At 72.4% G+C, this 20,474-nt stretch carries 23 protein-coding genes and 1 pseudogene; 9 read left to right on the top strand and 15 right to left on the bottom strand.

All coding sequences use genetic code 11. From position 1 onward, the window contains the following. From ACFY6S_RS16195 to ACFY6S_RS16185, 3 genes and pseudogenes are all read right to left on the bottom strand, one after another. On the bottom strand, nucleotides 1–140 hold a 140-nt coding region (locus tag ACFY6S_RS16195), incomplete at its 3' end, for a DUF397 domain-containing protein (RefSeq protein ID WP_388818023.1). 16 nt (nucleotides 141–156) lie between these two features. Then, nucleotides 157–366 carry a DUF397 domain-containing protein gene (locus ACFY6S_RS16190; protein ID WP_388816722.1) on the bottom strand — a complete coding sequence of 70 codons (210 nt, stop codon included), beginning with the start codon at nucleotides 364–366 and terminating at the stop codon, nucleotides 157–159. Further along, nucleotides 363–1,145, bottom strand: a pseudogene (locus ACFY6S_RS16185) (Scr1 family TA system antitoxin-like transcriptional regulator); the annotation flags it as partial. The gene ACFY6S_RS16190 and the pseudogene ACFY6S_RS16185, both read right to left, overlap by 4 nt. A gap of 284 nt (nucleotides 1,146–1,429) precedes the next feature. On the opposite strand from ACFY6S_RS16185, the gene ACFY6S_RS16180 reads away from it, so the two are divergent. The 3 genes from ACFY6S_RS16180 (at nucleotide 1,430) to ACFY6S_RS16170 (ending at nucleotide 2,059) form a co-directional block, all read left to right on the top strand. Then, nucleotides 1,430–1,633: a hypothetical protein gene (locus ACFY6S_RS16180; RefSeq protein WP_388818020.1), complete on the top strand. Its 204-nt coding sequence runs from the start codon at nucleotides 1,430–1,432 to the stop codon at nucleotides 1,631–1,633. Beyond that, nucleotides 1,630–1,830, top strand: coding sequence for a hypothetical protein (locus ACFY6S_RS16175; protein WP_388816719.1), 201 nt, complete (start codon nucleotides 1,630–1,632; stop codon nucleotides 1,828–1,830). Before ACFY6S_RS16180 ends, ACFY6S_RS16175 begins: the two co-directional genes overlap by 4 nt. A 103-nt stretch (nucleotides 1,831–1,933) precedes the next feature. Then, nucleotides 1,934–2,059, top strand: coding sequence for a hypothetical protein (locus tag ACFY6S_RS16170; protein ID WP_388816717.1), 126 nt, complete (start codon nucleotides 1,934–1,936; stop codon nucleotides 2,057–2,059). A gap of 63 nt (nucleotides 2,060–2,122) precedes the next feature. Here ACFY6S_RS16170 and ACFY6S_RS16165 read toward each other — a convergent pair whose 3' ends face one another. Then, complete coding sequence (locus ACFY6S_RS16165) at nucleotides 2,123–2,836, bottom strand: GDSL-type esterase/lipase family protein (RefSeq protein ID WP_388816714.1); 714 nt, start codon at nucleotides 2,834–2,836, stop codon at nucleotides 2,123–2,125. Between the two features lie 51 nt (nucleotides 2,837–2,887). Here ACFY6S_RS16165 and ACFY6S_RS16160 point away from each other — a divergent pair, with 51 nt between their 5' ends. After that, on the top strand, nucleotides 2,888–3,943 hold the full coding sequence (locus ACFY6S_RS16160) for a WD40 repeat domain-containing protein (RefSeq protein WP_388816711.1): 1,056 nt from the start codon (nucleotides 2,888–2,890) through the stop codon (nucleotides 3,941–3,943). Nucleotides 3,944–4,088: 145 nt separating this feature from the next. Here the strand turns inward: ACFY6S_RS16160 and serC are convergent, their stop codons facing one another. The 7 genes from serC to ACFY6S_RS16125 all read right to left on the bottom strand — a co-directional run bounded on the left by serC (nucleotide 4,089) and on the right by ACFY6S_RS16125 (nucleotide 11,102). Continuing rightward, the gene (gene serC / locus ACFY6S_RS16155; protein WP_388816708.1) at nucleotides 4,089–5,207 is read right to left on the bottom strand and encodes a phosphoserine transaminase; all 1,119 of its coding nucleotides are present in this window, start codon (nucleotides 5,205–5,207) and stop codon (nucleotides 4,089–4,091) included. 210 nt (nucleotides 5,208–5,417) lie between these two features. After that, nucleotides 5,418–6,737, bottom strand: a complete 1,320-nt coding sequence (locus ACFY6S_RS16150; protein WP_388816706.1) for a cytochrome P450 — start codon at nucleotides 6,735–6,737, stop codon at nucleotides 5,418–5,420. 38 nt (nucleotides 6,738–6,775) lie between these two features. Next, nucleotides 6,776–7,969 carry a cytochrome P450 gene (locus tag ACFY6S_RS16145; protein ID WP_388818017.1) on the bottom strand — a complete coding sequence of 398 codons (1,194 nt, stop codon included), beginning with the start codon at nucleotides 7,967–7,969 and terminating at the stop codon, nucleotides 6,776–6,778. Between the two features lie 143 nt (nucleotides 7,970–8,112). Beyond that, nucleotides 8,113–8,781 carry an ATP/GTP-binding protein gene (locus ACFY6S_RS16140; protein WP_388816703.1) on the bottom strand — a complete coding sequence of 223 codons (669 nt, stop codon included), beginning with the start codon at nucleotides 8,779–8,781 and terminating at the stop codon, nucleotides 8,113–8,115. After that, nucleotides 8,762–9,118 carry a DUF742 domain-containing protein gene (locus ACFY6S_RS16135; RefSeq protein ID WP_388816700.1) on the bottom strand — a complete coding sequence of 119 codons (357 nt, stop codon included), beginning with the start codon at nucleotides 9,116–9,118 and terminating at the stop codon, nucleotides 8,762–8,764. The genes ACFY6S_RS16140 and ACFY6S_RS16135 overlap by 20 nt, the downstream gene beginning before the upstream one ends. Then, complete coding sequence (locus ACFY6S_RS16130) at nucleotides 9,115–9,576, bottom strand: roadblock/LC7 domain-containing protein (protein WP_388816697.1); 462 nt, start codon at nucleotides 9,574–9,576, stop codon at nucleotides 9,115–9,117. The genes ACFY6S_RS16135 and ACFY6S_RS16130 overlap by 4 nt, the downstream gene beginning before the upstream one ends. Beyond that, entirely contained in the window at nucleotides 9,573–11,102 is a 1,530-nt protein-coding gene (locus ACFY6S_RS16125) for an ATP-binding protein (RefSeq protein WP_388816695.1), read from the bottom strand. The genes ACFY6S_RS16130 and ACFY6S_RS16125 overlap by 4 nt, the downstream gene beginning before the upstream one ends. Before the next feature lie 290 nt (nucleotides 11,103–11,392). Here ACFY6S_RS16125 and ACFY6S_RS16120 point away from each other — a divergent pair, with 290 nt between their 5' ends. The 4 genes from ACFY6S_RS16120 to ACFY6S_RS16105 all read left to right on the top strand — a co-directional run bounded on the left by ACFY6S_RS16120 (nucleotide 11,393) and on the right by ACFY6S_RS16105 (nucleotide 16,976). After that, nucleotides 11,393–14,383, top strand: coding sequence for an FAD-binding and (Fe-S)-binding domain-containing protein (locus tag ACFY6S_RS16120; RefSeq protein ID WP_388816692.1), 2,991 nt, complete (start codon nucleotides 11,393–11,395; stop codon nucleotides 14,381–14,383). Nucleotides 14,384–14,956: 573 nt separating this feature from the next. Further along, a complete protein-coding gene (locus ACFY6S_RS16115; protein ID WP_388816689.1) occupies nucleotides 14,957–16,120 on the top strand; it encodes a type III polyketide synthase in 1,164 nt (387 codons plus the stop codon). Nucleotides 16,121–16,218: 98 nt separating this feature from the next. Next, complete coding sequence (locus tag ACFY6S_RS16110) at nucleotides 16,219–16,401, top strand: hypothetical protein (RefSeq protein ID WP_388816686.1); 183 nt, start codon at nucleotides 16,219–16,221, stop codon at nucleotides 16,399–16,401. Between the two features lie 128 nt (nucleotides 16,402–16,529). Next, the gene (locus tag ACFY6S_RS16105) at nucleotides 16,530–16,976 is read left to right on the top strand and encodes a hypothetical protein (RefSeq protein WP_388816682.1); all 447 of its coding nucleotides are present in this window, start codon (nucleotides 16,530–16,532) and stop codon (nucleotides 16,974–16,976) included. A gap of 36 nt (nucleotides 16,977–17,012) precedes the next feature. Here ACFY6S_RS16105 and ACFY6S_RS16100 read toward each other — a convergent pair whose 3' ends face one another. Further along, nucleotides 17,013–17,711, bottom strand: coding sequence for a class I SAM-dependent methyltransferase (locus ACFY6S_RS16100; protein ID WP_388816680.1), 699 nt, complete (start codon nucleotides 17,709–17,711; stop codon nucleotides 17,013–17,015). A gap of 144 nt (nucleotides 17,712–17,855) precedes the next feature. Here ACFY6S_RS16100 and ACFY6S_RS16095 point away from each other — a divergent pair, with 144 nt between their 5' ends. After that, on the top strand, nucleotides 17,856–18,524 hold the full coding sequence (locus tag ACFY6S_RS16095) for a histidine phosphatase family protein (RefSeq protein WP_388816676.1): 669 nt from the start codon (nucleotides 17,856–17,858) through the stop codon (nucleotides 18,522–18,524). A 119-nt stretch (nucleotides 18,525–18,643) separates the two neighbouring features. Here the strand turns inward: ACFY6S_RS16095 and ACFY6S_RS16090 are convergent, their stop codons facing one another. From ACFY6S_RS16090 to ACFY6S_RS16080, 3 genes are all read right to left on the bottom strand, one after another. Beyond that, the gene (locus tag ACFY6S_RS16090) at nucleotides 18,644–19,174 is read right to left on the bottom strand and encodes an AAA family ATPase (protein ID WP_388816673.1); all 531 of its coding nucleotides are present in this window, start codon (nucleotides 19,172–19,174) and stop codon (nucleotides 18,644–18,646) included. Nucleotides 19,175–19,334: 160 nt separating this feature from the next. Further along, nucleotides 19,335–19,712, bottom strand: a complete 378-nt coding sequence (locus ACFY6S_RS16085; protein ID WP_388816670.1) for a nuclear transport factor 2 family protein — start codon at nucleotides 19,710–19,712, stop codon at nucleotides 19,335–19,337. 128 nt (nucleotides 19,713–19,840) lie between these two features. Next, entirely contained in the window at nucleotides 19,841–20,434 is a 594-nt protein-coding gene (locus ACFY6S_RS16080; protein ID WP_388816667.1) for an AAA family ATPase, read from the bottom strand. Nucleotides 20,435–20,474 lie beyond the last annotated feature (40 nt).

The raw sequence follows: 20,474 nt of genomic DNA, 5'->3' as shown, positions 1-20,474 counted from the left end.
AGTCCGGGGCCGTTCGGGTCCTTGGAGTCGCGGACGGGGACGGTGCCGTGCGCGGAGGTGAGGTTGGTGGCGACCTCGACGCACGCGCCGCCGTTCTCGCTGTAGGAGGACGTGAACCAACGGGGGGATTCGGTCGTCACGGGGTGCCCTTTCGGGTCAGGTGGTGCGGAACTCTCCGGTTTTGATGCCCGTGATGAAGGAGGCGAACGAGGCGGCGGGGATGTTGAGTCCGGGGCCGTTCGGGTCCTTGGAGTCGCGGACGGGGACGGTGCCGTGCGCGGAGGTGAGGTTGGTGGCGACCTCGACGCACGCGCCGCCGTTGTCGCTGTAGGAGGACGTGAACCAACGCGGGGTCTCGGTCGTCACGGGGTGCCCTTTCGTAACTGTTCGATCATGGCTACTGATGTCGCCTGGGAGAGCGCTTCGGCCTGCAACTGATGGTAGGCCGTCAGCATCGGGAGTGCCGAGGTGCTTTCTCGGTCGAGATGGCCCCGTTGGGCCGACTCCGCGTACGACATGAGCGAGCGGTCCGACATCGTCAGGATGTAGATCGGCAGGTTGAACGTACGGCGGGCGCCCATGGTGAACGGGGCAACCTGGAGCACCGTGTTCGGTAGTTCGGCGAATTGGGTCAGATAGGCCAACTGCGCTTCCATGACCCCTGGTTCACCGATGGGGCGACGGATGCAGCTTTCGTCCAGCACAACGAAGACCAGCGGCCGGCGCGGGCGGACGAGCGCGGCCTTCCGCTCCGCGACCAGCTGTACGCGCTCGCTCGCCTGCTCGGGTGTGATCGCTCCCCGCTTGACGGCGCTTTCGGCCAGTACCGACGCGTACTCCGGAGTCTGCAATAGCCCAGGGATGATCCCGATCTCGAACAGCCTTATTTCTGCTGCCCGGCCTTCGTGCCCGACGTACTCGGGAAAGCCCTCCAGCAAGCTGCCGTTGCGGATCTCGCGCCATTGGCGTTCGAACGTGTCAGCTGTGTCGCTGGTACCGAAGGCAAGGTCAGCGCTGCGCGAGAAGCGAAGAGTTGGCACCTTGCGGCCAGTTTCCACGGCTGAGATATGCGTACTGCTGTAGCCCGTCCGTTCGGCAAGATCCTCTTGCTTCCATCCGTGCGCCTCTCGTGAGCTGCGGACGCGCGGAACCCCGCCGGTCCGCCCTCACCCCGCAAGAGGTGGCCGAGCGGCGGCGGGAGCGTGCGGAGGGTGCTCCCGACGAGACGTGGCTCTCCCCGTCGCTGCCGCTCCCGGCCGGTGCGCGGCGTGGGCCGTACGGCAGGGCGACGGCGGACGTGCTGGCCGCTGTGGAGGCCGGGTTGCGTGGGGCGTCGGCGGGCGAGGCCGCCGACGCCGAGGAGGAGCCGGAGCGCGTACGCGCGGACGGCCGGCCGGTGGCACCGGCCGGCGGGGACGGAGGTACGGACGTGACCGAGCCGACGCGGTACCAGACGGAGCCCCTCGAACTCCCGCTGCCCTCGCACCCGCAGGCCGATCCGGCGCCCGTCGAGGGCTGCGCGGGCTGTGTCGAACTCGCCAACGTCCGGGCCCGCGCGCGCGTCGTCGGCGACATGACCACGGTGTCCGACTGCAACGTCTTCCTGCGGCGGCACCCCGAGGGGCACCAGTGATCACGGCGGCGGACATCGGCCGCCGGGTGGAGGACGCGGAAGGGCGCGTCGGTGTGCTGCGGGCGGTGATCCTGGACTATGAGGACCCCGCCGGTCTCCCCGGTGCACGCCGCAAGCGGCCCACGGCGTTCCTGCGGCCCGAGGGCGGCGGTACGGAGTGGCTGGTCGCGCCGGAAGACGTGAGGCGGGTCCGGTGAACCGCGCGGTGAGACGAGCGGCCGGCCGGATCGCGTGGGGGCTGGCGGTCCTGGTGTGCTGGGAGCTCATCGCACTCGGCCTCGTCCTGGCGGTCCGTACCGAATGACCGACGAACCCGACCTCCAGCGGCGCGTGATGGTCACGGTGATCGCCGGGGGACTCACGATCCTCGCCTGTTCCGCCGCCCTCGCGGCCCTTGTCATCGCCCTTGCCCTACAGGCCACTTGAGGTGCGTGCGGGTCCGTCCCGCGCGACCCCCCCGGCCAGGTCACCAGGTCACCCGCCCGCCGCTCACCCGGCCGCCACCGCCTGCCGCTCGGTCTGCTGCGCGTACGGGGCGGCCCCCATGTTCCAGGCCCGGTGCATCGTGTCCACGAAAGCCGCGGCGAGTTTGTGTTCCCCGGCCGGGTTGGGGTGGGTGCCGTCGTAGGTGTCCTGGTGGATCGTGTACCCCGGCGGGCGCGGGGCGAGCAGCAGGGGGGATTCCGGGCGGTCCAGGTCGGCCACCGCCTCGGCGAGCAGCTCGTTGAAGCGGTCGACCTCGGCGGCGAACGCGGCGTCGGACTCGGCGCGGATGTTGGGGATGACCGGCAGGAGTACGGCGCGCACGCGCGGGTTCGCCGTACGGGCGGCGGCGACGAAGGCGCGCACGAGGGCTTCGGTCTGGGCGCTGTTCGTGTAGAAGCCCAGGTCGATCAGGCCGAGGGAGACGAGCAGGACATCCGCCCGCTGTGTTCTGACCGCGTCCTCCGCCAGCGGTGCCATGTGCCGCCAGCCCTCGCCCCAGCCCGCCAGGTGCCTCCGGGCGCCGACCGGGAAGTCAGGGGCCGCGTAGTCGTTCGAGACGGGCGCGTCCGCCGTGGCGTCGTACAGCTCGGTACGCGGGCCGACCAGCCGGAACGGTCCGCCGAAGGAGGCGCTGAGGTGCTGCCACAGCCGGTAGCGCCAGGTGAAGTCGCCCGCGCGGCCGATCGTCATGGAGTCGCCCACGCACATGAATCGCATCCGGCCATCCTTGCCGATGGGCCGCCGCGCACGGGATGGCAGGCTGGGGGGATGCGTCCGCTCCCGCTTCCGCGCCGTTCCGGTCCGCGTGCTCCCCGCACACGCCGTACGGCCGCCGTACTCGCCACCGCCGTCCTTCTGCTGAGCGGTTCCCCGGCCGTGGCCGCCAGGGAGGGTTCACCCGATCGGGACTTCACCATCAAGGATTCCCGGATCACTGAATCGAGTGGTCTGGCGGCGAGCCGTATCCACCCGGGCGTCTACTGGACGCACAACGACAGCGCCCACCCGCCCTACATCTACGCCGTGGACTCCCGGACCGGCGAGACCGTCGCGACGGTCACCCTGGACGGCATCGGTGAGATCAGGGACGCGGAGGCCATCTCCCTCGGCCCGGACGGGAACCTGTACGTCGGCGACATCGGCGACAACCTCAACGGCTCCTGGGACCACGTGTGGATCTACCGATTTCCTGAGCCCAAGCAGCTCAAGGACGTCACCGTCCGCCCCACGCAGTTCACCGTGCGGTACGCGGACGGGCCGCGCGACGCCGAGGCGATGATGGTCCACCCGAAGACGGGGCGCGTCTACATCGCGTCGAAGAACCGGAGCGGCGGCGGGCTGTACGAGGGCCCCGCGGAGCTGACGGCGTCCGGTACGAACACCTTCCGGCGGATCGGGGAGGTGCCCTGGGTGACGGACGGCGCCTTCTCCCCGGACGGCGACGAGTTGACGTTCCGCTCGTACTTCAGCGCGCGTGCGTACGAGTGGAAGAACGGCCGGCTCGGTGAGCACCACGCGGTGAGCGCGCCGTTCCAGCGGCAGGCCGAGTCGGTGACGTACACGGCGGACGGCCGCGCGCTGATGTTCGGTACGGAGGGCACGAACAGCGGCGTGGTACGGGTGGACATCGGCAAGGGCTCCGGTTCCGACGCGGACTCCGGGTCCGGGTCCGGCTCCGACAGCGACGCGGCGGGCAAGGGCTCCGGGGCTTCCGACGCCGACAGCGGCGGCCGGGGCAACGCCACCCTCGGCGCGCTCGTCCTCGTCGGTGCCGCCGCGCTGTTCCTCGGCTTCAGGCGGCTGCGCGGGCGGTCCAAGGGCTGACCAACAGGCTGACCAACAGCAAGGGGCCCCGGCGGCGGCACTGAGGAGAGCCGCCGCCGGGGCCCTCGCCGGGCTTCGACGTCAGAGGCGCCCGATGCGGGAGGCGCCCGATGCGGGAGGCGCCCGATGCGGGAGGCGCCCGACGTCAGAGGCGCTCGATCACGTAGTCGACGCACGCCGTCAGGGCCGCCACGTCCGCCGGGTCGATCGCCGGGAACATCGCCACGCGCAGCTGGTTGCGGCCCAGCTTGCGGTAGGGCTCCGTGTCGACGATCCCGTTGGCGCGCAGGGCCTTGGCGACCGCCGTCGCGTCGATGTCGTCGGAGAAGTCGATCGTGCCGATGACCTGCGAGCGCTTCGCCGGGTCGACCACGAACGGGGTGGCGTACTTGGAGGCTTCGGCCCAGCCGTACAGATTGCGGGCGGACGCGGCCGTGCGGCCGGTCGCGAAGTCCAGACCGCCCTGGGAGTTGAACCAGTTCAGCTGCTCGTTGAGCAGGAAGAGCGTGGCCAGCGCCGGGGTGTTGTACGTCTGGTTCTTCAGCGAGTTGTCGATCGCCGTCGGCAGCGAGAAGAACTCGGGGACATGGCGTCCCGAGCCGTGCACGCGCGCGGCGCGCTCCAGCGCGGCCGGGGAGAAGAGGCCGATCCACAGGCCGCCGTCGGCGGCGAAGGACTTCTGCGGGGCGAAGTAGTAGACGTCGGTCTCGGCGATGTCCACCGGCAGACCGCCCGCGCCGGACGTCGCGTCGACCAGCACGAGCGAGCCCTCGTCGGCCCCGGCGACCCGCTTGACGGGGGCCGCGACGCCCGTGGAGGTCTCGTTGTGGGTGAGGCCGTAGACGTCGACGCCCGCTTCCGCGACCGGCTCCGGGTGCGAGCCGGGGTCGGCGGAGATGACGGTCGGCTCGGCGAGCCACGGCGCGAGCTTCGCCGCCTTGGCGAACTTCGAGGAGAACTCACCGAACGAGAGGTGCTGGGACTTGTTCTCGATCAGACCGTGGGTCGCGATGTCCCAGAAGGCGGTGGAGCCGCCGTTGCCCAGGATCACCTCGTATCCCTCGGGGAGGTCGAAGAGGCTCCGTACGCCGTCCCGCACCGCGCCGACCAGGTTCTTCACCGGGGCTTGGCGGTGGGACGTGCCGAGCAGGGACGTGCCGGTCGCGGCGAGGGCGTCGACCGCCTCCGTCCGCACCTTGGAGGGGCCGGCGCCGAAACGGCCGTCGGCGGGCTTGATGTCAGCGGGAATCTCGATATCGGCCACGGGCCGGAGCGTAGTCGCTCCCGGTGCGCCGCCGTAATCCGTGTCCGTCGGGTGAGACATCCGAAGGGGCCGCCGAGAGGCCGATTCGCGTCGTAGGAAGAGACGGCGGCGACGGTTCCCATGGGCTGCCACGATTCGTACGTTCGCACAGAACCCCGCGTCGGAGGGGTGCCGTGCGAACGTACGGACGTACTCGCCGGACCGGTCGGCTCAGGCCCGCAGCCGCACCGGCAGGCCGAACAGGTCGTTCTGTGTCAGCACCGGCTTGTTGCGCAGCTCCGCCGCCGGAACCGCCAGGTCCAGCTCGGGGAAGCGGGCGTACAGCGCGGGCAGCGCCACCGATGCCTCAAGGCGGGAGAGCGCGGCTCCCGGGCAGACGTGCGGGCCGTGGCCGAAGGAGATGTGGCGGTTGGGGGTGCGGGTGGCGTCGAAGTCGCCCGCCGTCGGACCGTGCTGCCGCTCGTCCCGCCCGATCGCGCCGAACGAGACGATCAGCGCCTCGCCCCGGGGGAGGACGTCGCCCGCCTCGCCCACGGCGATGTCCTCCGTCGCGAACCGGATCAGGACGTGCGAGGTGGGGGTCGACCAGCGCAGTGTCTCCTCGATCACGTTCTCCCACGGGATCGTCCCCGCCAGCACCTGTTCGCGCTGCTCGGGGTGGGTGCTGAGCGCCACGACCGCGTTGACGATCAGGCTGATGGTCGTCTCGTGACCGGCCGCGATCATCAGCTGGAGGGTGTTGACGATCTCCTCGGGCGTGAGCTGGTCGCCCTCCTCCGACGCCGCGATGAGCGCGCTGGTCAGATCGTCGCCGGGGTCCGCGCGCTTGGCGTCCACGACGCGGGTGAACAGCGCGCCGAGGTCCGCCATCATCGCGGGCACCTCCTCCGGCGGCGTCTGGGTGGAGAAGAACTTCTCGAAGAGGGCTTTGAGCCGCGGGTGGTCGGCCGGGTCCACGCCCATCAGCTCGCTGACGACGCTCATCGGGAGCGGGTAGGCGAACTCCGCCTTCAGATCGACGGCCCCCGCCCCGGCCCCGGCGTCCTGCTCCGCCCCGGCCCCGGCCGCGCTCTGCTCCTCGTACCCTCGCTCCAGGCCGTCCAGCAGTCCGGCGGTCAGCTTCTCGATGCCTCCGCGCAGCCGCTCCACCCGCCGTACGGTCAGCGCCTGCGCGACCAGCGTGCGCAGCCTGCGGTGCTCCTCGCCGTCCACGGTCAGCATGGAACGGCCGGGGTTGGCCAGCCCGATCAGCGGCCAGTCCAGCGGTATCTCGCCGCGCTGCCAGGCGCCCCAGACGCCGATGTCCTTCACCAGCCGGGCGTCGGTCAGCAGTTGCCTGGCCTCGGCGTGGCGGGTCACCGCGTAGCACCGCACCCCGCCGGGCAGCTCCACGCGCGCGAGCGGTCCTGCGGCGCGCAGCGCGGCGCTCTCCGCGTCCAGGTCGGTGACGAGGGGGTCGAGGACGATGACGCCGCCGGGTTCGCCGGGGGTGTCAGCGCCCGCTGTCCGGTGGGCGTGGGGACAGGTCATGTCGTGCCTCCGAGAGCGGGGTTCGGGTGGGACGGGGGTCACGCGCCCAGGACGGGCGTGGGCGTGAAGCGCACCGGCAGTTCCGCCAGGCCGCTCAGCCACGGCGAGGGGCGCCGGGTGAGCGCCTCGGCCGGGACGGCGAGGTCGATGTCGGGCAGCCGGTCGAGCAGCACCTCGATACCGGTACGGGCGACGACCTCGGCGATCTCCTGGGCGGGGAACGGGCAGCGGTGCTCGCCGTGGCCGAAGGAGAAGAAGGCGTTGTTGCCGCCGGTGAGCGCCGAGCTGTCCGTACGGATCTGCGGGTCGTAGTTGGCGGCGGCGATGCCCAGCAGCAGCATGTCGCCGGCCCGGACGGCGCGGTTGCCGAGGCGGGTGTCGCGGGTGGCCCAGCGGCCGGCGACGTTCTGCGTCGGGGTGTCCTCCCAGAGGACCTCGTTCATGGCCTCGGCCACGCTGTGCCGGCCGCCGGACAGGGACGCGGCGAACCGGTCGTCGGTCAGCATCAGCCGCAGCGAGTTGCCTATCCAGTCGGCGGTGGGCTGATGGCCCGCCGCCATCATCACCATCATGTCCTCGGCGACCTCCTCGACCGTGAAGCCCGCGGTGTTCGCGAGCATCATGGACGCGGCGTCCCGGCCGGGCTCCGCGGCCTTGGCGGTGAGCAGTTCCCGCATGGACGTGGCGAGGTGGCGCTGCCCCTCCAGGGCCCGATCGCGGCTGTCGATCATGTCGTTGAGCGCGGTGACCAGGCCGGGGCCCCGCTCGTCGGGGAAGCCGTAGATCTTGGCGAGGACCCGTACCGGCAGGAGCATCGCGTAGCGGCCGATGATGTCCGTACGGCCTTCTGTACAGAAGCCGTCGATCAGCTCGTCGGCGAACCGTTCGGCGTGTCCCCGGAGCGTGAAGGGGTCGACGACCTCCAGCGCGTCGCTGATCATCGCGGCGCGCTCGCGGTGGCGGGCGCCGACCGTGTAGAGGATGGACGGCTGCTTGCGGCCGATCATGGGCAGCAGCGGCCAGCCGTCGGGGATGGCGTCCCACTGGTTCCACAGGTCGGAGTCGCGGCTGAACAGCGCCGGGTCGCCGGTGACCTGGTGCAGCTCGCGGTAGCCGAGGACCAGCCAGGCGGGGACGCCCCCGTCGAGGACCACGGGGGCGACGGCTCCGTGGTCGCGCCGTATCTCCCGGTAGAGCCGGGTGGCTTCGGTCTGGAAGCGGGGGCCGCTCAGGGGTACGGCGGCGGTGCCCGCGTGGGCCGGGCAGCCGGGGGGCGGCGACGGGCTCCCGCCGGGCTTCGCGGCCGACGCGTCCGCCGGGGCCGATATGTCCGACGCGGCCGGGGTGTTCGCCGGGGCCGGTGTGCTGGGCGTGGTCACGACGCTGCCTCCGGGGTCGGCTCGGCCGCGCTGCTCATCGAGGAGAGGCCCTTCGAGGAGAGGGCGTGGAGGTGTTCGACGAGCGTGATCAGCACGTACTTGCTGGACGAGCGGTCCCGCGCGTCGCACTCCACTATCGGCACCTGGGGCCCCAGATCCAGCGCCTCCCGGATCTGCTCCTCCGTGTGCAGGGGCCCGCCGAAGTCGTTGCAGGCCACGATGAAGGGCGTGTTGTGGTGCTCCAGGCGGTCGATCGCGTACCAGGAGTCGGACAGCCGTCTGGTGTCGACGAGGACGACGGCGCCGAGCGTCCCGGAGAACAGCCGGTCCCAGAGAAACCAGAAACGTTCCTGCCCCGGAGCGCCGAACAGATAGAGCACCGAGCGCGCGTCCAGGGAGATCCGGCCGAAGTCGAAGGCGACCGTGGTCGAGGTCTTCCTGTCCAGCCCGTCGAGATCGGCGAGTTCGTCGATTCCCTCGCCGGCGCGGGTCATCGTCTCCTCGGTGTTGAGGGGACGGATCTCACTCACGGAACGGACCATGGTCGTCTTGCCGACACCGAAGCCGCCGACGATGACGATCTTCAGACCGTTGTCGGCCGTGCCGGCCAGCGAAGGCCGGGCCGAGGACGGACCGGTGGGCCGTTCAAAGGTTGCGGAGTCCAACGAGCACCTGCTCCAGGATGTCGGGATCGGGAAGGCGGTCGGCCGCCCTCGCCGTACGGGGGTGGCGGGCGCTGATCCGGCCGGTGTCGAGCAGATCGGCGAGCATGATCCGGACGATGCTGCCCGGCAGGCCGAGTTCGGCGGCGATCTCCACGACCGCCACCGGGGCCTGGCACATCCGCAGGATCGCGACGTGCTCCGACTGCATGCCCGGTACGGGATCGCTCTCCGCGACCACCAGTGTCACCAGGTCGAACGTGTCCGAGTCCGAACGGCTGCGCCCTCCGGTGAGGGTGTAGAGCCGGTCGGGGGCATCGTCCCGGCCCGGCCGGCTCATACCCGCACGCCGCTTTGTCCTTGGCTGTTCTGTCCTTGTGCCGTCTGTTCCCGCGTGGTGGCGCGCGGCGGCGCGCTGAGGTGTTCCCCGAGCTGCTCGACGAGTTCGCTCATGTTGTGCCCGACCAGGCCGACATCGGCGTCCTCGGTGGCGACGACGGCGAGGTGGGCCCCGTCCCCGGCCTCCACGATCAGCAGGAGGCCGCCGTAGAACTCGGTCATGGCGGACCGTACGCCGCCCTGGCCGTTGCCGAACTCGACGGAGGCGCCGTGCGACAGACTCTGTATCCCGGCCGCGATGGCGGCGAGCTGGTCGGCCTGGTCGACGGAGAGTTCGGGGGTACGGCACAGCTTGAGGCCGTCCCGGGACAGGACGAGGGCGTGGCGGGCGCCGCTGGTGCGCTGGAGCAGGTTCTCCAGCAGCCAGTTGAGCTTCTCGTCGGTGGTGGTGCCGGTCATCGGGGATCGCCTTCCGGGGCTGGGGAGGTGGCCGGTTGCGGTGGTACGTGTGCGGGGGCCGGGGCGGAAGCGGGTGCGGGGGTGGATGCGGCGGCGGACGCCGAGGCGGACGCGTTTCTCACGGTCACGGCCTTGCGGAAGCTGCTGAACCGGGCCGCCTGCGCGGCGGGGGTGGTCGGTGCGTCCGCGACGGTCCTCGCCTCGTTGCGGGCGCGGACCTTGGCCTCGCCGGTACGCAGCAGGGCGGCGGCGAGCGTACGGCCGCGCCGGCGCTTGGGCAGGCCGCTCTCGCCCAGCTCGGCTTCCGGTGTCCCGGCCGCCGGTGTCTTCGGCGCCGACGTCTCCGCTGCCGGCGTTTCCGTCTTCGGCGAGGTCGGCGCCGCGTGTTCCCGTACGGCGTGTTCCGGCGCCCGCGGCACGGAATCGGCCGTCCGTACCGGTACGGACGCCGTCGCCGTCGCCTTCCGTGCGGGAGCGGGCGGCGGCGTGATCCCCAGGACCGTTTCCGGCGCCGGGGAGCCGGGGCGCAGCTCCGTGAGGAGTTCCTGCGGCAGCATCAGCAACGCGCCCGTGCCGCCGCGCGCCGATGGCCTGAAGGAGACCGTCAGCCCGTGCTTGCGGGCCAGCCTGCCGACCACCGCGAGCCCGAGCCGGGTGCCGGACAGCGCGCTGAGGTCGGACTTCTCGGCCGACACGGCCTGTTCGGCGCGGCGCAGCTGGATGTCGCTCATGACCAGGCCGCTGTCCTCGATGGTGATGACGACCCCGGCCGGCACCTCCTCCACGTACACGTGCACCTCGGCGGTGGGCGGCGAGAAGTTGGCCGCGTTGTCGAGGAGTTCGGCCAGCGCGTGCATGACACCCTCGGCCGCGTGGCCCGCGACCGCGACGCGGCTGGTCGAGTGGAGCCGTACCCGCTGATAGCCGCTGATCCGGCCCATCGCGCCGCGCAGGATGGACTCCATGCCGATCGGCCTGGCCCAGCGCCGGCCGGAACGCGCCCCGGTCAGCACGGCGATGGAGTCGGCGATCCGGCCGGCCTGGGCCGCGCGGTGGTCGAGGTGGAGCAGGTCGCCGAGGACCTCCTCGTCCGTGTGCCGGTGCTCCATCGCGCGCAGGTCGGCGAGGACGCTGGTCGCGATGGCCTGGACCCGGCCCGCCGCGCTGGCGCAGGCGGCGACGGTGGCGGTACGCACGGCCTCGCTGCGGGCCGCGTCCTCGGCGGCGCGCCGGGCGTCCAGGACCGTGCGGCGTACGTTCTCCTCGGCCCTTCCGGCCTTGGCCGCGAGTTGCTCGGTACGGGCGGTGAGCGCCGCCTCGCGACCGCGCAGCCGCGCGGCGAGGGAGCGGAAGTGGGCGGCGGCCGTGACGGCGGCGGTCAGCGCCACGGCACCCGCGCCCGCTCCCCACGCCAGCGGGGTCTGTACGGAGGAGGGCGCGGCCGAGACCGCCCAGACGCACAGCAGGCCGGTGACGGCCGCCGAGATCAGCGCGGCCGGGGCGGTCGACCGGAGTGAGGGGCGCACAATCGGCTACCTCGTAGACGGGGGAGGCGGACATTCCAGGGGTGCTCGGACGGACACGTTCGGCGTGCGCCGGAGCACGATCAGTCATTGAACTTGGCTCAAACGGTGGCCACTATATGAGAATTGACGATCAATTTGGGAGTTTCCTGCTCGCTTTCTTCTGTGGATGCCCTGTGTGGACGACCCGTGTGGACGACCCGTGTGGACGCACTGTGTGGATGTGCTCTCCGGCGGGGGCGGCCGGGCGCGCGAAGTGCCGGTCCGCTGAGGCGCCGATGCATGCTGGGTCCATGACGTCGCATGCGAAGGGGACAGCGCCGGGCGGTCCGAGGGCGGAGGGGGCGGCGGCGGAGCCCCCCGCCGAGATCCCGGCGGCGGCCTCCGCGCTCGCGCGGGCGCTCGCGCGAGCCGTGCGCGGCGAGGTGGAGTTCGGGTCGGCCGCGCGCGCCCTGGCCACCATGGACGCGTCCAACTACCGCCGCGTCCCCGTCGGAGTCGTCGCACCCCGCGACGCGGCGGACGTGGCGGCGGCCCTCGCGGTCTGCCGCGAGCACGGTGTGCCCGTGGTCCCGCGCGGCGGGGGCACCTCCATCGCCGGTCAGGCCACGGGTGTGGGCGTGGTCCTCGACCTCACCCGCCATCTGCGGTCGATCGTGACGGTGGACCCCGACGCCCGTACGGCGGTGGTCCAGCCCGGCGTGGTCCTGGACGACCTGCGGGACGCCGTACGGCCGTACGGTCTGACCTTCGGCCCCGACCCCTCCACCCACAACCGCTGCACGCTCGGCGGGATGATCGCCAACAACTCCTGCGGATCGCACTCGGTGGCCTGGGGCACCACAGCCGACAATGTGCGCGGCCTGTCCGTCACCACGTACGGCGGCGAGGAGATGCGCCTCGGCCAGGGGTGGGACGGGGTGTCCGCCGGAGTGGGCGCCGGACTGCGCGCGCTGGTCGACGCCCATCTCGCGCCGCTGCGCACCGGCTTCCCCGCCGGGCTGCCCCGCCGTATCTCCGGATACGCCCTGGACGCGCTGCTCCCCGAGAACGGCCCCGGCCTCGCCCGCGCCTTCTGCGGCAGCGAGGGCACGCTCGGCGTGATCACCGAGGCGTCGCTGCGGCTGGTCGAGGCGCCGGCGGCGCGCGCCCTCGCCGTCCTCGGCTACCCCGACGAGAGCGCGGCGGCCGAGGCAGCCGCCGGGCTCCTGCCGTACGGCCCGCTCACCGTCGAGGGCATGGCCGAGGACCTGGTGACCGGCGGCCACGACCTGCCGCGCGGCGGGGCCTGGCTCTTCGTGGAGACCGGCGGTGCGACGCCCGCCGAGGCGCGCGCCGCCGCCGAGGCGGTCCTGCGCGCGGCCGACGCCCTGGCCGGGACGGTCGTCACCGACCCGGCCGGGCAGCGGGCGCTGTGGCGGGTACGGGAGGACGCCGCCGGCACGGCCACCCGGATGCCCGACGGCACCGAGGCGTGGCCCGGCTGGGAGGACTGCGCGGTGCCGCCCGCCCGGCTCGGCCCTTACCTGCGCGACTTCCGCGCCCTGCTCGCCGAACACGGCCTGCGCGGCACGCCGTACGGGCACTTCGGCGACGGCTGCATCCACGTCCGTATCGACTTCGACCTGTTCACCGGGGACGGGGTACGCCGCTTCCGGCGCTTCTCCGAGGAGACGGCGTCGCTGGTCGTCGCGCACGGCGGCTCGCTCTCCGGTGAGCACGGCGACGGGCTGGCGCGCGCCGAGCTGCTGCCGAGGATGTACGGGGACGAACTGGTCGGCCTGTTCGGCCGCTTCAAGGACATCTGGGACCCGGCGGGCGGCATGAACCCGGGCGTGCTGGCCCGCCCGGACCGTCTCGACGACCAGCTGCGCTTCGCGGTGCTGCCGCGCGAGCCGGTCCCGGTGACGTTCGGCTACCCGCACGACGGGCCGGAGGGCGGCGACTTCGCGCGGGCGGTCAGCCGCTGCGTGGGGGTGGCCAAGTGCCGGGTGGCCGGGCCGAGTACGGGCGCGGGGGTGATGTGCCCCTCCTTCCGCGCCACCGGCGATGAGCAGCACTCCACGCGCGGCCGGGCCCGGCTGCTCCACGAGATGCTCGCGGGCGAGGTGGTCACCGACGGCTGGCGCTCGACCGAGGTACGGGACGCGCTCGACCTGTGCCTGTCCTGCAAGGGCTGCCGCAGCGACTGCCCGGTCGGGGTGGACATGGCCACGTACAAGGCGGAGTTCCTGCACCACCACTACGCGGGCCGGATCAGACCGGCCGCGCATTACGCGATGGGCCTGCTGCCGCTGTGGCTGCGGGCCGCAGCGCCGTTCGCCCGGGTCCTGAACGCGGCGGCGCGGGTGCGTCCGCTGGCGGCGCTCGCCAAGCGGCTGGGCGGCATCGCCCCGGAACGGACGATTCCGCCGCTGGCGACGGAGACGTTCGGGCGGTGGCTGCGCGGGCGGGGCCGGCGGGCCGGGGCGCCGGGGGCCCGGGCGTCCGAGGCCGGGGCGTCGGAGGCCGGGGCGCCGGGGGCTGGGGCGTCGGTGGCCGGGGCGTCGGTGGCGATGGGCGGCGGCCCGACCGTGGTGCTCTGGCCCGACACCTTCACCGAGTACCTCTCCCCGCAGGTGGGGCGGGCCGCGGTACGGGTGATGGAGGCGGCCGGGCTGCGCGTCCTCGTGCCGCCGCGCTCCCGCGTGTGCTGCGGGCTGACGCATGTCTCGACCGGGCAGCTCGACCGGGCCCGCGCCGTCATGCGCCGCACGCTCGACGCCCTGGAACCGGCCCTGGACCAGGGGCTGCCCGTCGTCGTCCTCGAACCGAGCTGCGCCGCCGCTCTCCGTACCGACCTGCCCGAACTCCTCGGCGACGACCCCCGCTCCGCCCGGCTGGCCGCCTCCGTCCGCACCTTCGCCCAAGCCCTGGCGGAGTACGCGCCGGGGTGGACGCCGCCCCGCGTCGACCGTCCGGTCACCGGCCAGACCCACTGTCACCAGCACGCCGTCCTGGGCGACGAAGCGGACCGGCGGCTGCGCGAACGGGCCGGGCTGACGGGGGAGCTGAGCGGCGGCTGCTGCGGGCTGGCGGGCAACTTCGGCTTCGAACGCGGCCACTACGAGGTCTCGGTGGCCTGCGCGGAGGACCAGCTGCTGCCCGCGGTGCGGGCGGGGGCCCGGACGAACGCGGAGGTCCTGGCGGACGGTTACTCCTGCCGTACCCAGCTGGAACAGCTGGGCGGCCACCGGGCCCGGCACCTGGCGGAGGTCCTGGCGGAGGCCCTCGGCGGGCCGTGAGGGAACGCGCGGTCGCGCGGTCGGGTCACGCGGTCGGATCGTACGGTCGCCGTCGCGCGGTCGTGGTCACGCGGTCGCGGGAGCCGGGGGCCGCGAGCCGGGGGCGGGGCGCGGGGCGCGGAGGGGGCGCGTGGGGGAGGCGGAGGGTCGCCCATTGGGACCACGTTGTGTGTCGGTCCGGTCGCGTAGCGTGGAAGTGGCGCCCGTTCCTGGTCGGACCGAACTGGCCCGGAACGGGGCCGGGTTGGCGGCCCCGAACGGGTGGTCTTTGGTTTTTCTCGCATGAATCACGAGTTATCGCGGAATTGACTGATAAATGGTGTTGTCTTGCCCGTCCGGGCGGGACCACGTGTACAGGGGGATCGCGATGACCGCTTCAGATTTCCTGCCGGCCCGTCCCGTGCGGAGCCCGGCGCCGTCCGGACTGCCGACCGAGGCGCAGGAGCCTCCGGGCACCCGGGCGTTACCCGCTCTCTCCCTCTCCCTCTCCCTCTCCCTCGCCCCCACCGCCTCCGCCGTCCCAACCTCCGCCGCCCCAACCACCGCCGCCGGCCGCCGGGCAGGGAGCTGATCATGGCGACTCTGTGCAGACCGGCCATCGCCGTCCCCGATCATGTGATCACCCGAGAAGAGACGTTGGACCTGGCCCGGCAGTTGCACGCCGGCCATCCGCAACTGGGCCTCGCCCTGCGCCTCATCGGCAACACCGGAGTCCAGACCAGGCGCCTGGTGCGGCCCATCGAGGAGACCCTCCAGCATCCCGGCTTCACCGCGCGCAACGCCGTCTACGAGGAGGAGGCCAAGGCACGGGTGCCCGAGGTGGTGCGGCGCGCCCTGGACCACGCCCAACTCGCCCCGCCCGACATCGACATGATCGTCTACGTGTCGTGCACGGGCTTCATGATGCCGTCGATGACCGCCTGGATGATCAATAATCTGGGCTTCCGCCCGGAGACCCGCCAGCTCCCCATCGCCCAGCTCGGCTGCGCCGCCGGCGGAGCCGCCATCAATCGCGCGCACGACTTCTGCACCGCGTACCCGGACGCGAACGTGCTGATCGTCGCCTGCGAGTTCTGCTCCCTGTGCTACCAGCCGACCGACCTCGCGGTGGGCAATCTGCTCTCCAACGGCCTCTTCGGCGACGCCCTCGCGGCGGCGGTGGTGCGCGGCGAGGGCGGCACGGGCGTACGGCTGGAGCGCAACGGCTCCCACCTGGTGCCCGACACCGAGGACTGGATCTCGTACGCCGTCCGGGACACCGGATTCCATTTCCTGCTGGACAAGCGGGTCCCCAAGACCATGGCCATGCTCGCGCCCGCCATGCGCGACATGGCCGCGCCGCACGACTGGGACATCTCCGGCCTCGACTTCTACGTCGTCCACGCGGGCGGCCCCAGAATCCTGGACGACCTCAGCCACTACCTGGAGCTGCCGGCCGAGATGTTCCGCTACAGCAGGGCGACGCTCACCGAGCGCGGCAACATCGCCAGCGGTGTCATCTTCGACGCCCTGGAGCGCCTCTTCGCGGAGGGCGGCGCCCAGCACGGCGCCCGGGGTGTCATCGCCGGTTTCGGTCCCGGCATCACGGCGGAGATCACCCTCGGCACATGGTCGGAGGCGGGCCGGGAGGTGGCGGGCGCGGCGGCCACCCCCGAGGCCAGGGCCCTTGGCGCGAAGCTGCCCGGCGCGCAGACGCCCGCCCAGGCCCCGGCGTTGCAGGGAGGTGTGCGGGGCTGACGGCGGTCGGCGGGCACACCGGTGGGCGGTGGGGCGCACCGGTGGGCGACGGGGCGGAATGGCGGGCGACGGGGCGGAGAGCCGCCGCCACTGCCTACGTGCTCATCGCGGTCATGCTCGCCGCGACCGCCGGCCGTGACGCACGGTTCCCGCTCTACCGGTTCGCCGTCGCCGTCGCCGTCGCCGTCGCCGTGGCTGTGGGCAGCGCCGTCACCGTGGCCGTGGCTGTGGGCAGCGCCGTGGCGGGGGCCGCCTGGCCGATCTCGCGGAAATCGGCCTGAGGCCCACCCCGCCTCGCGGTGATCCCGGCGGGCTTCGTCGAGAGCCCGGGGCGAGTTGTGACGCGGCTGTTGCCGGAACTATGGCTTCCGCCACACGCGTCGAGCGTCTGTTCTGATCAGCTCATCAGATGCCGTCCTTGCTTCTGTTGCTCATTCCCGCCGGTCTGATCGGCTTCTTCGCCCTCGCCGGGTACGGCTGCGGCCGACTCGGCCGGGTCGGTCTCCGGAACGCCGACACCACGGTGTGGCTCGGGAGCGGCACCGCCCTGCTGGGCGCCGTCGCCGTCGCCGTGTACACCTGGGGCCTGCTGCACATCGTGGGCGCGGTCGCGGGAGCGGAGGACGGCGGCACGAACTCCGCGCCCATGGCGCCCTGCCGGTCGTCGCCCCTGGCGGGACATGTCGTCGACTACACCGTGGAGTACGTACCGCTCCGCTTCGTCTGCCTGACGACGGACTCCGGCGGTTTCGACGCCGGGTCCGTCCCTGAGTGGGTCAATCCGACCGCGCTGGCCTTCACCCTGGGCGCTCTGCTGGCCGGCTCGGTGCTGGCGCTCGGTTCGGGGCGCGAGTGACCACCATGCGGCGGGCGGCCGACGCGCCGCCTCGGTCTACGCCTTGCGGGCGAGCAGCTGAACCTCCTGGAACTGCCGCGGGTCGGTGGGGGTCGGTTCGATCACCGTACGGGCCACCTCCGCCAGTCCTCGGTCGCGCAGCAGCCCGGCGAGGCGGTCAGGGGACCAGCGGTACGCCGTCACCACCGCGTGGTCGTATGCCTGCGTCTCGTGCTGGGGGCCGTCGGTGGCGGGGAAGGAGATCAGCAGGTGTCCGCCGGGAGCCAGGACGCGGGCGATCTCGGCCAGGACGGCGGGCACGTCCTGCGGCAGGGTGTGGATGACGGACCAGCGCGAGAGCACCCCGCCCAGCGCGCCGTCCTCGATGTCCAGCGCGGCCATCGAGCCGACCTCGAACCGCAGTTCCGGGTTGGCCTCCCGGGCGAGCCCGATCATCGCGGGCGAGGCGTCGACACCGAAGGCGCGCAGCCCCAGCCCGTGCAGATACGGCGTGATGTGGCCCGGCCCGCAGCCGAGGTCCGCGACCTCACCGCTGCCGCTGCCGACACCCCGGTCGGCGTCGCCGTCGCCGTCGCCGTCTCCCTCCCCGTTCGCCCGGACCAGCTCGGCGAAGACGCTCAGAAGGGCGCGCTCCAGGGGACGGTCCCGCAGGGTGTCGTGGAACATCCGCGCGTAGACGGGGGCGATGGTGTCGTATGCCTCGCGGGTGGCGGGCAGGGTGTCGAGTTCAGTCACCCGCAGACGGTAGCCGGGGGGAGGGGGCCGGGGCCCGGCGCGTTCCGTCCGGATCGCCACGCGGCCCACCGGCGCGGACGGACGAACGTGAGGGGTGCCAGAGTGGAAGTCCACCGACCGCCTCCCCGGAGACAACCCGTTCCCATGCGCCTGCTGCTCATTCGCCACGGTCAGACCCCCTCCAACCTCAAGCACCTGCTGGACACCGCCGAACCGGGCCCAGCGCTGACTCCGCTGGGGACGCGGCAGGCCGCCGCCCTCCCGGAAGCGCTGGCGGAGGAGGAGATCGGCGCCCTCTTCGCGTCGACCTTGCTCCGTACCCAGCTCACCGCCGCGCCGCTCGCCGCCCGGACGGGGCTGGAGGTCCGGGTGCGGGACGGCATCCGGGAGCTGTCCGCCGGTGACCTGGAGATGCGGGGCGACGCCGAAGCCGCCGAGACGTATCTGACCACCGCCTTCGCCTGGTCGGCGGGAGACACCGGGCGCCGGATGCCGGGCGGCGAGAACGGTGTGGAGGCCCTGAGCCGTTTCGACGCCGTGGTCGAGGAGGCCGCCGCCACCGGAGCGCGGACCGTCGCCCTGGTCAGCCACGGCGCCGCCATCCGCATGTGGGCAGCGGCCCGCGCGGACAACATCGACATCGACTTCGCGTCGGCTCATGAGCTGCGCAACACCGGCATCGTCACCCTCACCGGCGCACCCGGCGAGGGCTGGCGGGTCCAGGAGTGGGCAGGCCGGTCCGTCGGCCCCGAGGACAGTGCCCCGGAAGCGAGCGGGCCCGCGGGGGAAGCGACGGACGACATCGGCGTCTGACCGGCGTCGTTTCCCCTCGGGCCTGCCCGCACCCCCTGGCAGCGCCCGGCAGCGCCTGACACCGGACGGTCGTTCTCCGCCGCCGCCCGCCCCGCCCTGGCGCGGCGGGCGGGCGGACCTCAGCGGTTGACGGCCCGCGCGATCCGCCGGGCGGCCTGGTCGGGCGTGAGGTGCGTGGTGTCGACCACCTCGGCCTCCTCGTGCAGCCACGTGCGGGCCGCCTCGGCGTAGGGCGCAAGGTATTTCAGCCGGAACGGCGAGTCGGGGCCGAGAACAGCGTCCCCCGCGATGCGCGCGCGAAGGGTGTCCTGGTCGGCGTGGAGGACGAAGTGCCGTACGGGAATGGCGTGTTGGGCGAGACCCGTGCTGATCTCGCGCCAGTACTGCTCGACCAGGACCGTCATGGGCACCACCAGAGTGCCGCCTGTGTAGTCGAGTACGCGACGGGCGGTCTCGACAACGAGAGGCCGCCACGGCGGCCAGTGCTGGAAGTTGTCCGTCCCGGGCCAGGGCAGCGCCGGCTTGATGTCCATGAGTGTCTCGCCGACCTTCTCGGCGTCGAACACCCGTGAATCCGGGATGAGTTGCTGTACGAGCGCACTGGTCGTCGTCTTGCCCGCGCCATGGGTGCCGTTGAGCCATACGATCATGCGGCCCACGCTAGCGCTGTGGCCGTAGAGGTCCGCAGCCTCCGGCTCCGGCTCCGGCTCCGAGCCTGCCTCGCCGGCCTCGGCGTCATACCCGACCCGGGGAAAACAAGGCCCATCAAGTTCGGTACGACAGAAGGGGGGGCCGCCGGAGAAGGATGACTCAGGAGGCGGACGGCTCGATCTCCCCCGCGAAGACGATGACCTGGTCGATGAGGCTCCGCCGCAGATGGACGACGTCCGTTCCCGCCAGGCGGGGGCCTTCATCCGGCGTCGTGAAGACCCACTGGTACCGGGCCCACTCATCCGGCATGTCCACCGCCGAACAGCGCACCATCGTGCCGGTCCCCGCGGGGTGGCGCCGGATGTCCAGCACGAACCGCTCGACCGCCTCGATCCCCTCACTGCGGCCCAACGGTCCCCAGAAGACCACGTCCGAGGTGAGGGCCTGGGAGAGCAGAGCAGTCACATAGCTGTCGTCCGAGGCGTTGAATGCGGAGATGAACGTGTCGATCGCGGACCGCGCGGTTTCTTCCTGCATGTACCAGTAATAGCAGTCGCCTCGCGGACCGCGCTCGTCTTGTGAGCCGTCTCCCGACGCACGGTGAACCATCCCCGCCACAGCACTGGCACCGTGCGAGGCGCGGCCGGGCACAGCGGAGGAACGTGTTACGGCGTGCGCGTCTCCGGTCCCTGCCAAGCGGCGGCCTGGAGGACCTGCGCGGCGATGTCCCGGACCGACCGGCCGTCCGTCGCGATCCGCACCGTACCGACCGGAGCCGTCTCCGCCAACTGCCGTGCCCTGTACAGGCTCCGCTCGATATGGGCCGACAGCTGGGACCCGATCTCCCGCTGTACGAGCCGCTGCCGCACCGTGGCTTCCTCGGCCGTGAGCAGCACACGGGTCGCCCGGACGGCGGCGCCGCCGCCCATGGCCCGGCTGACCATCCGTTCCTCCAGGACGCTCACCGTGTTCGTATAGATCAGCCGACGCTGGCCGAGAGCCGCGTAGTTCGACCAGACGGAGGCGATGTTCCGTTCGGTGATGGCCGACCTGTGGGGGTCGGCGGCAGGGGCGGGATGGATCTGGTCCATGAAATCGCCCTCGATCAGACAGTGCGCTGTGCCCGCCTCCCGCAACAGCGCGGACACCTCCCACCCGACGGTCGTCTTCCCGACACCGGCTCCACCGCCGATGAGCAACAGTTCGTAAGCGTTCGCGTTCGCGTTGGCGTTCGTACGTGCACTCGTGGTCGCAGTCATGACGGGTCAGCCTGGCAGGCCATGTGCCCGCCCGGCATCC

Source organism: Streptomyces sp. NPDC012835, from assembly GCF_042900885.1.
Lineage (GTDB): Bacteria > Actinomycetota > Actinomycetes > Streptomycetales > Streptomycetaceae > Streptomyces.
Note: the sequence above shows the minus strand (reverse complement) of the source record. Positions and strands in the feature narration are given on the sequence as shown.

Bases quoted from the DNA above. Each gene is read 5' to 3' on its own strand.
- ACFY6S_RS16170 (WP_388816717.1), top strand. From the start codon at position 1,934: ATGACCGACGAACCCGACCTCCAGCGGCGCGTGATGGTCACGGTGATC.
- ACFY6S_RS16165 (WP_388816714.1), bottom strand. From the start codon at position 2,836: ATGCGATTCATGTGCGTGGGCGACTCCATGACGATCGGCCGCGCGGGC.
- ACFY6S_RS16160 (WP_388816711.1), top strand. From the start codon at position 2,888: ATGCGTCCGCTCCCGCTTCCGCGCCGTTCCGGTCCGCGTGCTCCCCGC.
- ACFY6S_RS16150 (WP_388816706.1), bottom strand. From the start codon at position 6,737: ATGACCTGTCCCCACGCCCACCGGACAGCGGGCGCTGACACCCCCGGC.
- ACFY6S_RS16135 (WP_388816700.1), bottom strand. From the start codon at position 9,118: ATGAGCCGGCCGGGCCGGGACGATGCCCCCGACCGGCTCTACACCCTC.
- ACFY6S_RS16130 (WP_388816697.1), bottom strand. From the start codon at position 9,576: ATGACCGGCACCACCACCGACGAGAAGCTCAACTGGCTGCTGGAGAAC.
- ACFY6S_RS16120 (WP_388816692.1), top strand. From the start codon at position 11,393: ATGACGTCGCATGCGAAGGGGACAGCGCCGGGCGGTCCGAGGGCGGAG.
- ACFY6S_RS16115 (WP_388816689.1), top strand. From the start codon at position 14,957: ATGGCGACTCTGTGCAGACCGGCCATCGCCGTCCCCGATCATGTGATC.
- ACFY6S_RS16105 (WP_388816682.1), top strand. From the start codon at position 16,530: ATGCCGTCCTTGCTTCTGTTGCTCATTCCCGCCGGTCTGATCGGCTTC.
- ACFY6S_RS16095 (WP_388816676.1), top strand. From the start codon at position 17,856: ATGCGCCTGCTGCTCATTCGCCACGGTCAGACCCCCTCCAACCTCAAG.
- ACFY6S_RS16090 (WP_388816673.1), bottom strand. From the start codon at position 19,174: ATGATCGTATGGCTCAACGGCACCCATGGCGCGGGCAAGACGACGACC.
- ACFY6S_RS16085 (WP_388816670.1), bottom strand. From the start codon at position 19,712: ATGCAGGAAGAAACCGCGCGGTCCGCGATCGACACGTTCATCTCCGCA.
- ACFY6S_RS16080 (WP_388816667.1), bottom strand. From the start codon at position 20,434: ATGACTGCGACCACGAGTGCACGTACGAACGCCAACGCGAACGCGAAC.